This window comes from Gordonia sp. PS3, from assembly GCF_041950545.1.
GTDB lineage: Bacteria > Actinomycetota > Actinomycetes > Mycobacteriales > Mycobacteriaceae > Gordonia > Gordonia sihwensis.
On record NZ_CP169524.1, the window covers coordinates 1,761,256 to 1,778,464 of the forward strand.

General features: G+C 69.1%; 11 protein-coding genes. 5 read left to right on the plus strand and 6 right to left on the minus strand.

The genetic code is table 11. The features are described 5' to 3' along the window. Positions 1–13 precede the first annotated feature (13 nt). Genes recC through recD form a run of 3 tightly spaced genes read left to right on the plus strand, consistent with a single transcriptional unit; the run spans position 14 to position 8,651 of the window. The gene (recC, locus tag ACE11G_RS08150) at positions 14–3,394 is read left to right on the plus strand and encodes an exodeoxyribonuclease V subunit gamma (protein ID WP_375004011.1); all 3,381 of its coding nucleotides are present in this window, start codon (positions 14–16) and stop codon (positions 3,392–3,394) included. Next, the gene (locus ACE11G_RS08155; protein WP_375004012.1) at positions 3,391–6,759 is read left to right on the plus strand and encodes a UvrD-helicase domain-containing protein; all 3,369 of its coding nucleotides are present in this window, start codon (positions 3,391–3,393) and stop codon (positions 6,757–6,759) included. The genes recC and ACE11G_RS08155 overlap by 4 nt, the downstream gene beginning before the upstream one ends. After that, the gene (recD, locus tag ACE11G_RS08160; protein ID WP_278127386.1) at positions 6,756–8,651 is read left to right on the plus strand and encodes an exodeoxyribonuclease V subunit alpha; all 1,896 of its coding nucleotides are present in this window, start codon (positions 6,756–6,758) and stop codon (positions 8,649–8,651) included. Before ACE11G_RS08155 ends, recD begins: the two co-directional genes overlap by 4 nt. An 8-nt stretch (positions 8,652–8,659) precedes the next feature. On the opposite strand, the gene ACE11G_RS08165 is transcribed toward recD, so the two are convergent. Continuing rightward, positions 8,660–9,424 carry a PIG-L family deacetylase gene (locus tag ACE11G_RS08165; protein WP_006895056.1) on the minus strand — a complete coding sequence of 255 codons (765 nt, stop codon included), beginning with the start codon at positions 9,422–9,424 and terminating at the stop codon, positions 8,660–8,662. A gap of 50 nt (positions 9,425–9,474) precedes the next feature. Here ACE11G_RS08165 and htpG point away from each other — a divergent pair, with 50 nt between their 5' ends. Then, a complete protein-coding gene (gene htpG / locus ACE11G_RS08170) occupies positions 9,475–11,415 on the plus strand; it encodes a molecular chaperone HtpG (protein ID WP_375004013.1) in 1,941 nt (646 codons plus the stop codon). A gap of 4 nt (positions 11,416–11,419) precedes the next feature. After that, positions 11,420–11,890 carry a nitroreductase family deazaflavin-dependent oxidoreductase gene (locus ACE11G_RS08175; RefSeq protein WP_006895053.1) on the plus strand — a complete coding sequence of 157 codons (471 nt, stop codon included), beginning with the start codon at positions 11,420–11,422 and terminating at the stop codon, positions 11,888–11,890. A gap of 127 nt (positions 11,891–12,017) precedes the next feature. Here ACE11G_RS08175 and ACE11G_RS08180 read toward each other — a convergent pair whose 3' ends face one another. The 5 genes from ACE11G_RS08180 to ACE11G_RS08200 all read right to left on the minus strand — a co-directional run bounded on the left by ACE11G_RS08180 (position 12,018) and on the right by ACE11G_RS08200 (position 17,209). Next, complete coding sequence (locus ACE11G_RS08180) at positions 12,018–12,161, minus strand: hypothetical protein (RefSeq protein WP_156150511.1); 144 nt, start codon at positions 12,159–12,161, stop codon at positions 12,018–12,020. A 121-nt stretch (positions 12,162–12,282) separates the two neighbouring features. After that, a complete protein-coding gene (locus ACE11G_RS08185) occupies positions 12,283–13,317 on the minus strand; it encodes an LLM class F420-dependent oxidoreductase (RefSeq protein ID WP_375004014.1) in 1,035 nt (344 codons plus the stop codon). A gap of 137 nt (positions 13,318–13,454) precedes the next feature. Continuing rightward, a complete protein-coding gene (gene katG / locus ACE11G_RS08190) occupies positions 13,455–15,656 on the minus strand; it encodes a catalase/peroxidase HPI (protein WP_375004015.1) in 2,202 nt (733 codons plus the stop codon). 38 nt (positions 15,657–15,694) lie between these two features. Further along, positions 15,695–16,156 (minus strand): Fur family transcriptional regulator, encoded by a 462-nt coding sequence (locus tag ACE11G_RS08195; protein ID WP_006895049.1) that lies wholly within the window; start codon positions 16,154–16,156, stop codon positions 15,695–15,697. A gap of 9 nt (positions 16,157–16,165) precedes the next feature. Beyond that, positions 16,166–17,209: a phosphotriesterase gene (locus tag ACE11G_RS08200; RefSeq protein WP_375004016.1), complete on the minus strand. Its 1,044-nt coding sequence runs from the start codon at positions 17,207–17,209 to the stop codon at positions 16,166–16,168.

Sequence of the window (17,209 nt, forward strand, 5' to 3'; positions counted from 1 at the left end):
GGGAGAGTCGCCAGTGCTGACCGTGCACCGCGCCGAGCAGGCGGGATGCCTCGTGGAGGCGCTCGCCGACACCCTGTCCCGGCCACTGGCCGATCCCATGCGGACCGAGATCGTCGCGGTCCCCGAGCGCGGAGTGGAACGCTGGCTCCGGCAGCAGCTGTCGCTGCGGCTCGGCACCTCGTGCGGCGGCGACGGCATCGCCGCGAACATCGCCTTCGACTCGCCGTCGTTCCTGCTGCGTCAGGTGCTCGACGGCGTGTCGGACGATCCCGAGGCCGCCGAGAGCTGGTTCGCCGATCGTCTGCGATGGCCGGTGCTGCGGGTGGTGGACGGCCACATCGACGATCCCGTGCTCCGCGTTCTCGCCACACATCTCGGGACCGGAGACGCCCGCGCCGATCGCGGACGTCGGCTCTCGACCGCGTCGACCATCGCCGCACTGTTCACCTCGTACGGATGGCAGCGGCCGACGATGATCGCCGAGTGGGCCTCCGGCTCCGACACGGACGGTGCGGGAGGAGAACTCGCCGAGCATCTGCGGTGGCAGCCGTGGCTGTGGCGGCTGGTCCGCGAGGAGGTGGGGCATCCGCATCTGGCGGAGCAACTGCCGGTCGTGGTGGACCGTCTGCGCGCCGACGCGGACGCCGTCGACCTTCCCGAACGGCTCTCGTTGTTCGGGGCCACGCGGATCCCGCAGACGCTGCGAAGCGTGCTCGCGGCGCTGTCGGAGCGGCGCGAGGTGGGCTTGTATCTTCCGCATCCCTCGCCCGAACTGTGGTCGGCGGTCCAGACCGCGGGGCCGCAGCGGAGTGGACGGCTGCGCGCCGAACGCCGACCGGTGCGCGTGCGGCACCCATTGCTGGCGAGCCTGTCCCGGGACGTGCAGGAGCTCCAGGAGGTGCTGGCGCCCGCGGTCGGCGCCACCTGCCACCATTCCGCGGAACACCGTCGTCCCGCGACACTGCTGGGTGCGCTTCAGGACGGCATCAGGCGCGACGATCCCGGGCGCCCGGCCGAGGGCGAGGGACTCGACCCCGGTGCCGACGGCAGCGTCGAGGTGCACGCCTGCCACGGTCCGCAGCGCCAGGTGGAGGTGCTTCGCGACCGGCTTCTGCACCTGTTCGACGCCGACCCGACTCTGGAACCGCGCGATGTGCTCATCATGTGTCCCGACGTGGAGGCGTACGCACCGCTGATCGGCGGGGTCTTCGGGCAGTCGAGCCGCGTCGGCGACCATCCGGCCTTCTCGCTGCGCGTGCGGCTCGCCGATCGGGGCATCCGTGCGCAGAACGCGGTGCTCGACGTGCTCGCCCGCGTCCTCGACCTCGCGGCGGGCCGGGTCCGGGCCGGCGATCTGCTCGATCTGGCCGCGACGGAGCCGGTGCGCCGCCGGTTCGGCTTCACCGACGACGATGTCGACACGATCACCGGCTGGGTCCAGCGCTCGGGTATCCGGTGGGGCGTCGACGAGACCCAGCGGCGCCGATTCGGGCTCGGCGGTTTCCCCCAGGGCACCGTGCGGACCGGGCTCGACCGCATCCTGCTGGGCGTGGTCGCCGAGGAAGCGGAGAACGAGTGGCTCGCCACCGCTCTGCCACTGTCGGGAATCGATTCGACGGACACCGATCTCGCCGGAAGATTCGCCGAGTTCGCCGAGCGCCTGACCACACTGCTCGAGACCGTGTCCGAACCCCATGCCTCCGGTCAATGGCTGCGAACGATGATCCACGCCGCCGATCTGCTGACCCACACCGACTCCGAGACCGAGTGGCAGCGGGCGCAAGCCGTCGGCATGCTCACCGATGCGCTCTCGGTTCCCGAGGGAACCCCGGAGTCCGAACTCGAGCTCGCCGACATGCGCGATCTGATGGCGCAGCTGCTCATCGCGCGTCCGACGCGATCGAACTTCTGCACCGGCGAGCTGACCGTGTGCTCGATGGTGCCGATGCGCTCGGTGCCGCATCGGGTGATCGTGGTGCTCGGCATGGACAGCGGTCAATACCCGCGGGCCGGGGCCGTCGACGGCGACGACATCCTCCAGGTCGCGCCGATGGTGGGGGAACGGAATGTGCGCGACGAAGACCGCCAGGTGTTCCTCGACGCGATCTGTGCGGCGACCGAGCACCTGCTGGTGTTCTACACCGGCGCCGATGCGCTGACCGGTGCCCGGACGCCGCCGGCGGTGGTGGTCTCCGAGCTGCTCGACGCCCTGCGCGGGGTGCTCGGGGTCAGCGTCGGCGATCCGGTTCCGGTGCTGTACCGGCACACCCTGCACGCGTTCGACGAACGGAACTTCGTCGACGACGGTTCCGGGCCCTTCAGCTACGACGCGGCCCTGCTTCCGGGCGCCCGTGCTCTGAGCGCACTCACCCGATGCCGCGAGCGGGGACCCGCGCTGCCGGTGATCGCCGATGAGAGACTCCCGCGGGCGCCGGGCGATGCCGACGTCGACCTCGACGAGCTCATCAGCTTTCTGGCCGCACCGGTGGAGGGTCATGCACGGCAGCGTCTCGGCGTGGGGCTGCCCGAACAGGCCGACGAACATCGGGACGAACTCGCCGTGGAGTTGGACGGTCTCGAACGGTGGGGCGTGGGCAACCGCTACCTCGACGCGCTGCTCAGCGGTGCGGATCCGCACGCCGCGCAGGGAGCCGAACTGCGGCGCGGCAGTCTGCCGCCCTTCGCGTTCGGAACCAGAGAGTTCGGTCCCATCCGCGACAAGGCGCAGGCGGTGGCGACTGCCGCACACGGCTATCGTGACGATTCCGCCGACGCCGTCGACGTCCGCGTGGTGCTGCCCGACGGCCGCCGGGTGTACGGGACGGTCGGAGACGTCTTCGCCGGCAGGCTGGTGCCCGTCAGCTATTCGCGGCTCGGGCCCAAGCATCGCCTCGCGGCCTGGATCCGGTTGCTGGCGATCCGGGCCGGTTCCGACCGCGACGTCGCCGAAGCCGTCGTCGTCGGCAGTGCCTCCGGTCGGTACCCGTCGGCCAAGGTGAGTCGAATCCGCACCCCTGACGACGCAGGGGACCTGCTGGCGGTGCTCGTCGCCATCCGTGACGCGGGACTGACCGCGCCGATCGGCCTGACCCTCGATGCCGCGGTGGCCGCGGCGTCGGAGTTCGGCAGGTCGGGCGACCCGGCGAAGGCCCGGCGTCGAGCCGAGTGGGCGTACAAGAAGTCGTACGGCGATCAGAACCGGTACGCCGGGCTCGTCTTCCACGGGGATCCCGACGCGGCGGTCGGATTCGAGACGATGGCCGCGGCGGTGCCGCAGCCGGAGGCGCTGTCGTCCGTGGCGGGTCTGCTGCCCGGCGACGACGCGACCGACATGTACATCCGACTCGCCGCGGCCCTGTTCGGGTCGCTCCTGGCGCACGAGGAGGATCGATGACGGCACTCGGAAGCGACACCGCCTTCGATCTCACCGGACCGCTGCCCACCGGGACGCTGGTCCTCGAGGCCAGCGCGGGCACCGGCAAGACATACGCGATCGTCGCGCTGGCCGTGCGCTACATTGCCGGCGGCGTCCCGGTGTCGGAGTTGCTCATGGCGACGTTCTCGAACGCGGCCTCCGCCGAATTGCGGGACCGGACGCATTCTCGTCTCACCGAGTGCGTCGCCGCGCTGCACGATCGGGCCACCGCACGCACGTCCGGCGACGATCTGATCGCCTTCCTGGCCGACGCGGACGCCGACGAGGTCGCACGGCGGCGTCAACGGCTCGCGGACGCCCTGTCGGACTTCGACGCCGCCACGATGGCGACCACCCACACCTTCTGCAATCGAATGCTCTCGGTCCTCGGCTTCCTCGGCGGCCGTCAGCAGCAGTTCCCGATCCTCGAGAACGTCGACGACATGGTCGCCGAGCTCGCGCGAGACGCTTACCTCGCGCGTTTCGCCGGCGACCCGGACTCGGCGCCCGGGTACGCCGAAGCCGAGCAGATCGCCGTCGCCGCGGTCCGCGATCCCGCTGCGGCACTGGCTCCCGACCGGGAGGACGAGCGGACCGAGGAATCGGACCTGCGAGTGTGGATCGCTCAGCAGGCGCGCGCACACACGGCGCTGCGCAAGCGGCTGGCCAGGGTCCGCACTTACGACGATCTGCAGCAGGCGCTGTTCGAGATCGTCACCGACGCCGAGATCGGCGATGAGGCGTGCCGCCGGATCCGCGCACAGTTCTCGGCCGTGCTCATCGACGAGTTCCAGGACACCGATCCTCAGCAGTGGGAGATCGTCAGGCGATGCTTCCACGATCACCTGCCGCTGGTGCTGGTGGGCGATCCGAAGCAGTCGATCTACGCCTTCCGCGGCGCCGAGGTGCTGAGCTACCTGAACGCGGTCGAGGCGGCAGACGAGCGGCAGCGGCTGACCATGAACTGGCGTTCGGACGCCGCGGTGGTGGACGGGCTCGGCGCGCTCTTCGAGGGCGCGACGCTCGGTCACCGACAGATCGCCTATCAGCCGGTTCGGGCGCGCCGTTCCGGATCGCGGATCCACGGCGCGCCCGCGGTCCGTATCCGCGGATTCCTGCGCGGCGACTTCACCACCACGACGCAGGACGGCACCACTCCCTTGGTCGCCGAAGTCCGCGAGCGCGTCACCGACGACGTCGCCGACGACATCGCGGGTGTGCTGGGCGGCGACGTGACCATCGACGACGGCTACGGCGCCCGGTCGGTCGAACCCGGCGACATCGCTGTTCTGCTCCGCGCCAACCGCACGATCGCACCGCTGCAGCGTGCCCTCGCCGAACGGGGCATCGCCTCCGTCGTCACCTCGGGCACCTCCATCTTCGCCACACCCGCGGCCCGATACTGGTGGTACGTCCTGTCCGCCATCGATACGCCGTCCCGCCAGCCACGCGTGCGTCTGGCCGCGCTGACGCCGATCCTCGGACTGTCGGCCCAGACGCTGGAACGGCAGGGCGACACGGGTGTCGGCGCGCTGTCGGGACGGCTGGCCGAACTCGGTCGCGTCTTCGCCGACGGCGGGTTCGCGGCGATGGCCGCACGGCTCTTCGGCGAGTTCGGCACCGCGGAGCGATTGCTCGGCGTCGACGGAGGCGAGCGTCTGCTCACCGACGTGCTGCAGATCTCCGAACTGTGCAATCGGCATGTCACCGAGTCGTCGACCGGGATCGCCACGCTGGTCGACTGGCTCGGACGACAGATCGACGAGGGTTCGCAGTGGGGACAGCAGCGTGACGCGACGCGACGGCTCGACCGCGACACCGAGGCCGTCCAGATCATGACGGTCCACGCGAGCAAGGGACTCGAGTTCCCGATCGTCTACGTGCCGTTCGGCTGGGACGGCGCCAGCCACCCGAATCCGGCCACCTTCCTGTTCCACGAAGGCGATCGCCGCTATCTCGACGTCGGAGGGAAACAGGCGCGCGGCTATGCGCGCCGCGATCGGCAGTCCCGCTCCGAAGGCGCCGGTGAGGATCTTCGACTGCTCTACGTGGCCGCGACCCGAGCCCGCAGCCAGGTGGTCCTGTGGTGGGCGCCGAGCACGACGACCGCGCGCGGGGCCCTGCACCGGCTGCTCTTCACCGCCGACGAGCGTCGACTGGCCGCACGGTCCGGCGACCTGTCGCCGATTCCGGACACCGTGCCGATCCCGGCCGGGGACACCGAGTGCGTCGGCGCTCTGCGCGGCGTCGCAGCCGGGAACCCCTCGGTCGTCGTGGAACCGGCGGGTCGCCGCGGCCGCACCGAGTGGGGCCCTCCGTCCGACGCGGGCACGCCTCCGGAACTGAGCGTGGCACGGTTCACGAGAAACATCGATCAACGGTGGCGCCGAACGTCGTATTCGGCCATCGTGGCCGCGGCGCACGCGGCATTCCACGCCGAGACGCCCGGACCAGCCTCGCCGGTTCAGGCGGGGAGCGAACCCGAGGACGTGCTGCGGCCCGACGAGCCCGACGACGCGCGGGCGGAGGCCGGTGCGGTGTCCGGAGAAGTCGTGGGCCCACCGTCGCTGATGAACGGGCTGCCCTTCGGCGCCGGATTCGGAACCCTCGTCCACGAAGTACTCGAGCATGTGGACACCGCGGAGCCGGATATGGCGGCGCACGTGCGTCAGATGTGCGTGCAGGGCGCCGCGGCACGGGGAGTCGAGATCGACGTCGATGTTCTCGCCCGCGCGCTGATCGGGGTGCTCACCACACCTCTGGGATTCGGCGATCTGTGGAGCATCGAACCCGGCGCGCGACTGGCCGAGATGGACTTCGAACTGCCGTTGTCCGATACCGCCGGCGGGTTCGGCCTCGAGGAGGTCGGAGATCTGCTCGCGCGGCATCTGCCGGGCGACGATCCGCTGGCACCGTATGCGGAAATGGTCCGGACGGTCTCCGACGAGACCTTCACCGGCTATCTCACCGGCAGCATCGACTCGGTGCTGCGGACCGCCGAGAACCGATTCGTGGTCGTCGACTACAAGACCAACCGCCTGCGTCCGGGGGATCTGGCGGTCGAGGACTTCGGTGGCGAGGCGATGGCCGAGGAGATGATGTCCGCGCACTATCCGCTGCAGGCACTGCTGTATTCGGTGGCACTCCACCGCTATCTGCGCTGGCGGCTCGCCGGCTACGACCCCGCACGGCATCTGGGTCCGGTGCAGTATCACTTCGTGCGCGGGATGGCCGGTCCGCAGACTCCGCCCGGCTGCGGCGTCTTTCAATGGGACCTGCCGCCCGCCCTGATCGTCGAGATGTCGGAGCTCCTCGCCGGCCGAACGGAAGGAGTGGGGCGATGACCGACCCGTCCGCGACCGCCGGAGCACTGTCGGACCGCTGCGCGCCGCAGCGTGTGGCCTCGGGATCGGATCTGCTCACGACGTTCAACGCGGCGGGTGTGCTGAACGCCGCCGATGTGCACGTCGCCAGGCGCGTCGCAGCGCTGTGCGGCGGACCCGTCGACGAGCAGGTGCTCCTTGCCGCAGCGCTGGCGGTCCGTGCCGTCCGGACCGGTTCCACCTGCGTCGAGCTGGACAGGATCGCCGATCTCGCGGCGGCCGGTGACGACCAGACGCCGCTGCCGTGGCCCGCACCCGACGCGCTGCGTGCGGCGCTGGCCGCGTCGCCGCTGGTGATCGGCGGCGGCACCGGCCCACTGCGACCGCTCGCCCTCGCCGAATCGGCCGACGGCCCGCTGCTGTATCTGCGCAAATTCTTCCGGCAGGAACAGAGCATCCGGCAGATCCTCGACGCACGCGCCGCGAGCCGGCCCGCGGTCGACGCAGCCGTGCTGACGGCGGCGCTCGATGCGGCGTTCGGGGCCGGCGACACGAGCGGCTACGACCGCCAGCGTGCCGCCGCGGCGCTGGCGGCCACCTCGTGGACCACCGTCCTCGCAGGCGGTCCCGGTACCGGCAAGACGTACACGGTCGCTCGCATCCTGGCCGTGATGGAGACGCTGTTCGGCGGCGACCTCCGGATCGGGCTGTGCGCGCCCACCGGACGCGCCGCGGCCCAGTTGCAGACGGCGATCGGGGAGTACCGCCGCGAACACCAGACCCTGCGGAGTGACCCCGCCGCGGTGACCGTGCATCGCCTGCTCGGATCTCGGCCGGACGGAACGTTCGTCCGCGGGGCGGGCAACCGTCTGCCTTTCGACGTCGTGGTGGTCGACGAGACCTCGATGCTCCCGGTCACGATGATGTGCCGTCTGCTCGAATCGCTGCGCGCCGACACCCGGCTCATCCTCGTCGGCGATCCGCACCAGCTGGTGTCGGTGGAGGCGGGCGCGGTTCTCGCTGACCTCGTCGACCGGGATGTGACCGCCGGGGCCGGCGCCGTGCTTCCGGACGCGTTCACGGCTGTGTGCGATCTCGCGGCGGCCGACTTCGATTCGGCGGAGACCTCCGCACTGGCGCGCGGCGTCATCACGCTGCGCCGCGGACACCGCTACGGAGACCGCATCGGCGAGGTCGCCGAAGCGGTCAACGCCGGCGACGCGGACCGGGTGATCGAGCTCATCGGCCACGGCGCGCGGTCGGAGCATCCGGTCCGGCTGATCGATCCGGATGACGCCGACGTGGTGCGGACCGAAGCCGTGGGCTGGGCACGGAGCCTGCGCGAGGCGGCGCGGAGCGGCGACGCCCGCGGCGCCGTGGTGGCACTCCGGGGGCACCGCGTGCTGTGCGCGCACCGGGACGGTCCCTACGGGGTCGCGGGCTGGTCCAGACGGGTGATCGGCTGGATCAGCGACGACCTCGGCGGTGCGGCCGGAACGGGCCGCTGGTATCCGGGCGAACCGCTGCTGGTGACCGCGAACGACCGGACGCAGGACGTCTACAACGGCGATTCCGGAGTGGTGATCGACGATGCAGGCGGGCTCGCCGCGGTCTTCGAACGCGGTCATGAGATCAAGCGGCTTCACCCGAGTCAGCTCGCCGACGCGATTCCGGTCTACGCCATGACCATTCACCGGAGTCAGGGCAGCCAGTTCGGCACGGTCACCGTGATCCTCCCGCCCCCGGACGCGGAACTGCTGACGCGGGAGTTGCTCTACACGGCGATCACCCGCGCCGAGCGCGAGGTGAACATCGTCGGCACACCGGAATCCCTGCGCGCCGCCGTCGGCCGCCGGGTGGCGCGGGCGTCAGGGCTGCGCACCGATCTCGTCGAGGTCGTGTCGCCGGCCTGAGCCGGGAGTCAGGCGAGCTCGGCTCCGCCCGGAACGAGATCGCGCCGCAGATACGACTCCCACTGCAGAAACAGTCGCTGCGGATCGCGGGGGAGTGCTCCGAAGGCCTTCATCGACGCGCTGCGCGCGATCTCCGTCTTGTGCGAGACGATCGCGCGGATCTTGCTGCCGAGGCAGTCGTCGACGTCGACGGCGAGGTCGATCCGGTCGCTGGGCGTCCCGGACACGGGAAGATGCGAGTCCTCGGTGAGGTGCGGTTTCAACGTGGTCACGGTGGTCTCGGGAATGGTGATGAAGTAGAGCGAACGGACCTGCCAGGGCTCGCCCGCGTCGGGGCGGTAGGCGCCGATCGCCGCGGCGTCGGCCGCGGCGCACGTGAGCCGGTTGGCGTGGATGTGATCGGGGTGGCCGTACATGCCGTAGGCGTCATAGGTGACGAGGATGTGCGGCTTGATCTCCCGGATGTGTGCCACCAGAGCCGCGACCTGCTCGTCGAAGGGCGCTGAGACGAACGGAGTCGCGCCGGGCGCGGACTCGGGGACGAAACTGTCGGCGTAGCCGAGCATGATGGGCTCGCGAGACAGTCCCAGTTCGCGGGCGGCGTCGAGCAACTCGCCGTGGCGCGCGGTCCCGGGCACCCACGTGCATGTCACCAGCGAGACCTCGCCGCCGCGCCGGGCGTGTCGTGCCATGGTGCCGCCGGTCCACAACGACTCGTCGTCGGGATGAGCGTGGACGAACAGAGCACGTGGAACCCCAGACACGCCCTTCACAGTACGCGCAGCCGCCCCGGTACACTCAGCGGCGCGAAATCAGCTCAACGATGAGGAGTTACGCGGTGACCTCGCAGGTGTACGAGTTCCAAGCCCAGGCACGCCAACTGCTGGATCTGATGGTTCATTCGATCTATTCGAACAAGGACAGCTTTCTTCGCGAACTGATCTCCAACGCGTCGGACGCGGTCGACAAGCTCCGCTTGGAAGGCTTGCGCGACAAGGACCTCGACGTCGACATCTCCGATCTGCACATCCGGCTGACCCCGGACGCCTCCGCTCGGACGCTGACCGTGTCCGACAACGGCATCGGCATGTCGCGCGAGGAGGTCGTCGACCTGATCGGCACCGTGGCGAAGTCGGGCACCGATGAACTGCGCCGGAAGCTCGCCGAGACCGACGCCAAGGACGCCGGGGAACTGATCGGCCAGTTCGGCATCGGCTTCTACTCGGTGTTCATGGTCGCCGATCGCGTCGAACTGGTCACGCGCAAGGCCGGCGAGACCGTCGGAACGCGCTGGGAGTCGACCGGCGACGGGACCTACACCCTCGACGAGGCCCCCGACGCTCCGCAGGGCACGTCGATCACCCTCACCCTCAAGGCCGTCGACGAGGAGAACGCGGTCCACGACTACGCCGACCAGAACGTGCTGCGCGCTCTGGTCAAGAAGTACTCCGACTTCATCTCCTGGCCGATCCGCATGCGGGTGACCAAGCAGGTGCCTGCCGCCGAGGAAGGCGGCGAGCCCACGACTGAAGAGGTCGACGAGACCCTGAACTCGCAGAAGGCGCTGTGGGCGAAGTCGCCCGGCGAGGTGTCCGAGGAGGAGTACGCCGAGTTCTACCGTCACATCTCGCACGCCTGGGACGAGCCCCTCGAGACCATCTCGCTGCACGCCGAGGGCACGTTCGAGTACCAGGCCCTGCTCTTCATCCCGTCGCAGGCGCCGTTCGATCTGTTCATGCGCGAGCGCACCAGCGGAATCCACCTGTATGTCAAGCGCGTGTTCATCATGGACGACGCCGCCGAGTTGATGCCCGAGTATCTGCGGTTCGTCCAGGGCGTGGTCGACGCCGCGGATCTGTCGCTGAACGTCTCGCGCGAGATTCTGCAGCAGGACCGTCAGATCCGCGCCATCCGGCGACGTCTGGTGAAGAAGGTCATCTCGTCGGTCCAGGAACTGCAGGACCGTCGTCCGGAGGACTACCAGACCTTCTGGAGCAATTTCGGCCGCGTCTTCAAGGAAGGTCTGATCAACGACCACGACAACGCGAAGGCGATCCTCAAGGCATCGGTGTTCGGGTCCACCCACAGTGAGACCGAGCCGACCACACTGGTCGACTACCTCTCGCGGTGCAAGCCCGATCAGGACGTGATCTACTACATGACCGGCGAGTCGCGGACGCAGATCGAGCGGTCGCCGCACCTGGAGGCCTTCCGCGCGAAGGGCATCGAGGTGCTGCTGCTGTCCGATCCGGTGGACGAGGTCTGGGTCTCCTCCGGTCTCGACTTCGAAGGCAAGCAACTGGTGTCGGTGGCCAAGGGCGTCGTCGACCTCGATGACGCCGACGCGGACGCCGACGGCGAGGAGAAGTCGAAGCGCGACGAGGAGTTCGCACCGCTGCTGTCCTGGCTCGCCGAGACGCTCGCGGACGACGTCTCGGAGGCGCGGCTGAGTTCGCGGCTGACCGAGTCGGCGGCGTGCCTGGTCGGGGACACTTTCTCGATGACCCCGCAGTTGGAGAAGCTGTATCGGGCGTCGGGCCAGCCGGTGCCCAAGTCGAAGCGGATCCTGGAGCTGAATCCGGACAACGCTCTCGTCATGGCCCTGCGGAGCAAGTTCGACGCGGACGGCGACGATCACACGGCTCTCGAACCGACCGCCAAGCTGCTGTACGCGACGGCGGTGCTCGCCGAGGGCGGAGATCTCGACGATCCGGCGGAGGTCGCGAGGCTGTTGGCCGACACGCTCACCAGAGACCTCGGCTGACCCGGTGGGGATCCTCACGCGGCTGGCGATCCTGATCGGGTCGATCTCCTGGCTGCCGCGGTACCTCCCGTGGATCGTGAAGGCGGACACCGTGCTTCAGAAGGTCTCGCGCGGGCGAGTGGATCTGCTGCGGATCGCCGGACTGCCCGGGATCACCATCACGGTGCGCGGCCGCAAGAGCGGAGTGCTGCACTCGACGCCGGTGCTCGCGGCGCCCGACGGCGAGGACTGGATCGTCGCCGGCTCGTACTTCGGGGGACCGCGGACGCCTGCGTGGGTCTACAACATCCGGGCCGCCGATTCGTTCGACGTCGAGGTTCACGGGGCGGCGACGCGGATGTCAGCGACCGAGCTCTCCGGCGTCGAGCGCGCCGCCGCGTGGGACCGGCTGCTCGGCGTGTGGCCGAACTTCACGTTGTACGAGAAGCGCACGACCCGGGTGATTCCGCTGTTCCGCCTGCACCGCGTGAGCTGACCGTCGTCGCCGGGCCGTCCGCCGGCCGTTCCTGAACGACGACTTGTTCACAACCCTCCGAAACAGCAGTGGTCCCCGACGGATTCGTTCCGTCGGGGACCACTGCTGTTTCGTGTTGTTCGGGCCGTCAGCCGACGCCGAGCACCGCGACCGGAGAGTTTCCGAGTTGCAGGCTCAGGCGCTCGTTGGCGCTCTGGTTCATCCGCGCGGCGATCCGGCGAATGTACGCGTGAAAGGTGGACGCAAAGGTCGAACCTGTGCTGTTTCGCATGGTGGAGACCTCCTTCGTTCTTTGCAGTCCATACCTTTGTAACCTCCGCGCAAGGTGAAGTCAAGCGTTATTCGGGTCGCGTTAACCTTTCGTTCACCTAATCAAGGTTGCGGTCAACGGCTCAGTCGAGCAGTGCGGCGAGGCGTTCCACCTCGGCCACGGTGCCGGGGGAGACGAGCATCGTGGTGACCCCGGCGCGCTCCCAGACAGCTATCTGTTCGCGTACGTGGGCCTCGTCGCCGACGATCGCCGAATCGTCCACGACCGCGTCCGGGATGATCGCCGCGGCCTCGTCCTTGCGGCCGGACCGGAACAGCGCGGTGACCTCGTCGACTACCTCGGCGTAGCCCATTCGGCGGTAGACCTCCGCATGGAAGTTGGTGTCCTCGCTGCCCATGCCGCCCATGTACAGCGCGAGGAAGGGCTTGATCGCGGAGTAGGCGGCGGCGACGTCGTCGGTGAGGACGATCTGCGCCACCGCGGCGATCTCGAACGTCTCGCGGGTGTGGCGGGCGCCGGGTCGGGCGAACCCCTCGTCGAGCCAGGCGTTGTACTGGTCGGCCATCCGGGGTGTGAAGAACAGCGGAAGCCAGCCGTCGGCGATCTCGGCGGCCAGGGCGATGTTCTTGGGGCCCTCCGCGCCGAGGTGGACCGGGATGTCCCGGCGCAGCGGATGCACGATCGACTTCAGGGGTTTTCCGAGGCCGGTCGCCGACTCGTCGGACAGCGGGAGCGGATAATGCGGTCCGGGACTGGTCACCGGTGCCTCCCGCGCCCACACCTGGCGCATGATGTCGACGTACTCCCTGGTGCGTGCCAGCGGCTTCGCGAATCGCTGGCCGTACCAGCCCTCGACCACCTGCGGGCCGGAGACGCCGAGACCGACGATGTGCCTGCCGCCCGAGAGGTGGTCGAGGGTCAGGGCCGCCATCGCACACGCGGTGGGCGTGCGGGCCGACAGCTGAAGCACGGACGTGCCGAGTCTGAGGCGTTCGGTGTCGCTCCCGTACCAGGCGAGGGGAGTGTAGGCGTCCGAACCCCAGGCCTCCGCCGTATAGACGGAGTCGAAGCCCGCCCGTTCGGCGGCCTGAACGAGTTCGCGGTGGTTCGTGGGCGGCTGGGCGCCCCAGTATCCGAGTTGCAGACCGAGTTTCATCCCTCGAGGCTAACGGGGCAGTCGCGGGCGAGGCCCGCCATCGGGGGGCTGAACTGAGATCCGTCGGGGCAGCGGTGCCGGAGGGCGGATCGCCCTCGGACGCCGCTGACCCGACGGATCTCGGCCCGGTCAGTCGGTCAGCGGTGCAGGTCGAACCGGTCCGCGTCCATCACCTGCGTCCACGCGGCGACGAAGTCGTCGACGAACTTGGCTTCGGCGTCGTCGGCCCCATACACCTCGGCCAGCGCCCGGAGCTGGGCGTTGGCTCCGAAGACGAGGTCGGCGCGCGTGGCCGTCCACCGCTTCTCTCCGGTGGCGAGATCGGCGCCGACGAAAGTGCCGTCGCCGGCGTCGGTCCACTCTGTCTCCATATCGAGGATGTTGACGAAGAAGTCGTTCGTCAACGTCTCGGGACGGTCGGTCAGCACCCCGTGCTGCGATCGTCCGTGATTGGCGCCGAGCACACGCAGACCGCCGACCAGCACCGCCATCTGCGGGGCGCTGAGCTGAAGCAGCTGCGCGCGGTCGACCAGCAGGTACTCCGCCGGGATCGGCGCGTCGGCGGCGAGGTAGTTGCGGAAACCGTCCCAGCGGGGCTCCATCACCTTGAACGACTCGACGTCGGTGTTCTCCTGCGTGGCGTCGGTGCGGCCGAGTGAGACCGGCACCTGAACCGTGTGGCCGGCCGCACCCGCGGCCTTCTCGATCGCCGCTGCCCCGCCGAGGACGATCACGTCCGCCACCGAGACCTGCTTGACGCCGGACCCGGCGTTGAACTCCTGGGCGATCCCCTCAAGGACGGGGAGCACTACGTCGAGCTCAGCGGGCTCATTGACGGTCCAGTGGCGCTGCGGCTCGAGACGGAGACGACCGCCGTTGGCGCCGCCGCGCTTGTCGCTGCCGCGGAACGACGCCGCAGCCGCCCACGCCGTCTTGACCAGCTGAGACACGGTCAGGCCCGAATCGAGGATCCGCTCCTTGAGCGCCTGGGCGTCGGCGTCGTCGATCTGCTCGTAGTCCGCTACGGGGACCGGGTCCTGCCAGACCAGGGTCTCCGACGGGACCTCGTCGCCGAGGTAACGGGGAAGCGGGCCCATGTCCCGGTGCGTCAACTTGAACCACGCGCGTGCGAAGGCGTCGGCGAACTCGTTCGGGTTCTCCAGGAAGCGGCGCGAGATCTTGCCGTACACCGGGTCCTCGCGCAGGGCGATGTCGGTGGTCAGCATCATGGGCTGATGCCGCTTGTCGGGATCCTGCGGGTCGGGGACGCTGGTGGAACCGGCGTTGTCCTTGGGCCGCCACTGGATGGCTCCGCCCGGACCGATGTACGTCTCCCACTCGTAGCCGAAGAGGGTCCAGAAGAAGTTGTTGTCCCAGGTGATCGGCGTGCTGTTCCACGCTCCCTCGAGCCCGGAGCTGATGGCGTCGGCACCCGAGCCGGTGCCGTAGGTGCTCTTCCAGCCCAGCCCCATGTTCTCCATCGGAGCGTCCTCGGGCAGCGGTCCGACATGGTCGGCCGGACCCGCGCCGTGCGTCTTCCCGAAAGTGTGACCGCCGGCGATCAGGGCGACCGTCTCCTCGTCGTTCATCGCCATCCGGCCGAAGGTCTCGCGGATGTCGACGGCGGCCTTGAGCGGATCCGGATTCCCGTTGGGGCCTTCGGGATTGACGTAGATGAGGCCCATCTGGACGGCGGCGAGCGGATTCTCGAGGTCGCGGTCGCCGGTGTAGCGTTCGTCGTCGAGCCAGGTGGTCTCCGGCCCCCAGTAGATCTCCTCCGGTTCCCACTTCTCGGTGCGGCCGCCGGCGAACCCGAAGGTCTTGAAGCCCATCGATTCGAGGGCCACGTTGCCGGCGAAGATGATGAGGTCGCCCCACGAGAGCGCGGAGCCGTACTTCTTCTTGATCGGCCACAGCAGTCGGCGTGCTTTGTCGAGGCCCGCGTTGTCGGGCCAACTGTTGAGGGGCGCGAACCGCTGCATGCCGTGGCCGGCGCCGCCGCGACCGTCGGCGACGCGGTATGTGCCGGCCGAATGCCAGGCCATCCGGATGAACAGCGGGCCGTAGTGGCCGTAGTCGGCCGGCCACCATGCCTTCGAATCACGCATGAGCGCCTCGATGTCGCGGCGGACCGCGGTGAGGTCGAGGGATTCGAAGGCCGAGGCGTAGTCGAAGTCGGCGCCCATCGGGTCGCCCTCGGCCGGGTTCTCGGCGAGGAGCTTGAGATTCAACTGCTTCGGCCACCAGTCACGGTTGCCGCCGCCTTCGGCAGGGGCTGCCATCGCGGCCGCGTGGACCGGACATCCTGATGCGTTCTGAACGGGCTGTGGGTCGGACACTGCGGTTCCTTTCGGTGGGTGAAACTCCGGGGTGGCGATCAGTGAGCTGAACTGTCAGGACGACCGGAGTCGCCCGGAACGTCCTCGGCGGCGAGACAGTCGGGGCAGACGCCCCAGTAGATGACCTCGGCCTCGTCGATCTGGAAGCCGTGGTCGGTGGCCGCCTGCAGACACGGGGCCTCACCGACCGCGCAGTCGACGTCGCGGACGTCTCCGCATACCCGGCAGACCAGGTGGTGATGGTTGTCCGCGATCCGCGTCTCGTAGAGCCAGACGTGTCCCGACGGCTGGATCCGCCGGATCAGGCCGGCGTCGGTCAACGCGTGGAGGACGTCGTACACCGCTTGCCGCGAGACGCCGGGCAGTTCTTCGCGAACCGTCGTCAGAACGGTCTCGGTCTCGGCATGCGGATGCGCGTCCACGGCCGCCAACACGGCCAGTCTGGGCCGGGTGACTCTCAGCCCGGATCGCCGGATGACGGTGGAGTAGTCGGTGGCCATGCCCCCACTCTACGGCTTTTCTGGACTAAATCCAGTTTTCTCGAAATCTGCCACGGTGATGACGGCGTCACTCGACACGGACGAGCCCGCCGACCTGGTCAGAAAGGCCCGAGGGACGGCGCGCATCATCGTGTCGATGACCTCGCGGCTCACGCCGGCGGCGAGAAGATCTGGAATCACGCGTCCGGTCACCTGGAAGTAGTCCCAGTCCGGCGCGGCCTCGGCCAGGCTCGCAGGTTCGAACCAGTCACTGAAGCAGAAGGCGTCCTGCGACAGCATGATCCGGTCGGAGTACCCGCGCTCGATCAGAGCGAGAAGCGTGCGCATACGGTCGGCGTACGGCAGGAGGACGTCGACGCCGAATCGATCGAGTCCGAGCAGCGAGCCGGCATCGGCCAGCCTCATGAGGTAGTCCAGATCCGTGGTGTCACCGCAATGCGACATCCGGACCCGGCTCAGATCGACGCCCTCTTCGGCCAGGACCCGCTGGGCCACCAGTCCGGATGCGGTGTGCGGGTTCGTGTGAACCACCACCGGCGCGCCTGTCTCGACAGCCGCCCGTCCCACGGCCCGCATCACGCGCTCGACGCCCGTGCTCAATCCCTCGGATTCGATCGCGCAGTAAAGGAACCCGGCCCTGATCGCGCTGCGGCCGATGCCGACTGTCAGGTCACGGACGAACCGGCGCTCGAGCGGGTCCGGCGCGTCGAAACCGAGTCCGGGTCCGGTGTAATGGAACTGAAAAGGCAGATCGTGATAGGTGTACAGGCCGGTGGCCAGCACGATGTTGAGGTCCACGCGGTCGGCTACGGCGGCGATCCGCTCCACATTGCGGCCGAGCCCGGGCACCGAGACATCCATCAGTGTGTCGATGCCCGAGGCCTTGAGTCGGGTCAGCGTGGCGACCGCCGCATCGATCTGGTCCTGCTCGTCCCAATCCGGCAGGAAGTTGACGCGATAGTCGTCGTTCACGACGAAGATGTGTTCGTGGGAGAGCACGTTGCCCAGGCGGTCCGCGTCGATCGGACCGGCCGCGGTTTCGATGCTCTCCAT